We start from the raw sequence: 1155 nt of genomic DNA on the forward strand, positions 1-1155 counted from the left end.
CCCCTCAAGATGAGATTTCCCATCGCGTCAAGCGAGTAAGATCCCTTGAAGATGACAAGGTAGATAGGTCCGAGGTGGAAGCGTGGCGACACGTGCAGCTGACGGATACTAATCGATCGAGGACTTAACTAAACACACAAGAAAAGCGAAGGCGACTGTCCAGCCACGAAGAACGCGAAAGGCCTGCGAGGAGGCTGTTGCCGCCACAGCAGGACTGAAGCGATTCGAGGGGCTAGGAGCCGCAGCTAGACATCACGAAAAGCGAAGGCGACTGTTCTGTTATCTAGTTTTGAAGGAATTATCCTTCACGCCGAAAGAGGCGAAACGAAAGAGCATGTTTGCTCGGTGACGATGGCGGAGAGGTCACACCCGTTCCCATCCCGAACACGGAAGTTAAGCTCTCCAGCGCCGATGGTAGTTGGCGGGACACCGCCTGCGAGAGTAGGACGTTGCCGGGCAAGAAAAAGACCAAGACAAATTAGTCTTGGTCTTTTTGTCTTTTTGCACCCCCGCACCAAATGATTATTTCTGAAGTATATTGTTATATGAAACTGGGAAAACTATTGGCGGGAGGTGGAGAACGAATGTGTTATAAAGAAACTTGTATTGTATGTGATGAGCAAAATAAAAAAGGGATTCATGTTTTTCATCATTTCATATGTATGGATTGTCACAACGACTTGATTCAAACCGAAACAAATGATGAAAAATACAAATTTTACGTTGATCGGTTGAAAAGAATAGGAGAGAATAAAATATATTCATAACTGAGGCCCCTACTATGATTAGGGCCTGTTTTATTTTAATATAAAATATATAAAACAACTTGAGCGAGGAAGCGAATAAAGATGGATCAAACGAAAACACCTCTATATACACTTTTGCGTGAACATGCTTCGACACAACCGATTTCATTTCACGTACCAGGGCATAAATATGGAGCTGTTTTTTATGAAGAAGCTCTTTTTTCTTTTGCGCCATTATTGCATTTAGACGTAACTGAGCTTTCACATTTAGACGATTTACATCATCCAGCAGGGGCAATTGAACAAGCACAACAGTTAGCAGCAAATTTGTATGGAGTAAAGCGCACATATTTTTTAGTCAATGGTTCTACGGCTGGTAATTTAGCTATGATTGTAGCCGTGTGTGAAA

Annotated in this window: 1 protein-coding gene, 2 rRNA genes and 1 pseudogene; all 4 read left to right on the plus strand. The window is 43.0% G+C overall.

Translation table 11 applies throughout. The annotated features are described in order from the left end of the window. Positions 1-132: ribosomal RNA gene (locus LD028_RS02320) — 23S ribosomal RNA — on the plus strand; the annotation flags it as partial. A 209-nt stretch (positions 133-341) separates the two neighbouring features. After that, a 5S ribosomal RNA gene (rrf, locus tag LD028_RS02325) occupies positions 342-458 on the plus strand. Between the two features lie 126 nt (positions 459-584). Then, a complete protein-coding gene (locus tag LD028_RS02330) occupies positions 585-767 on the plus strand; it encodes a sigma factor G inhibitor Gin (RefSeq protein WP_035021128.1) in 183 nt (60 codons plus the stop codon). A gap of 81 nt (positions 768-848) precedes the next feature. Then, positions 849-1155, plus strand: a pseudogene (locus LD028_RS02335) (aminotransferase class I/II-fold pyridoxal phosphate-dependent enzyme); the annotation flags it as partial.

Source organism: Anoxybacillus sp. LAT27, assembly GCF_022030075.1.
Taxonomy (GTDB): Bacteria; Bacillota; Bacilli; order Bacillales; family Anoxybacillaceae; genus Anoxybacillus; species Anoxybacillus kestanbolensis.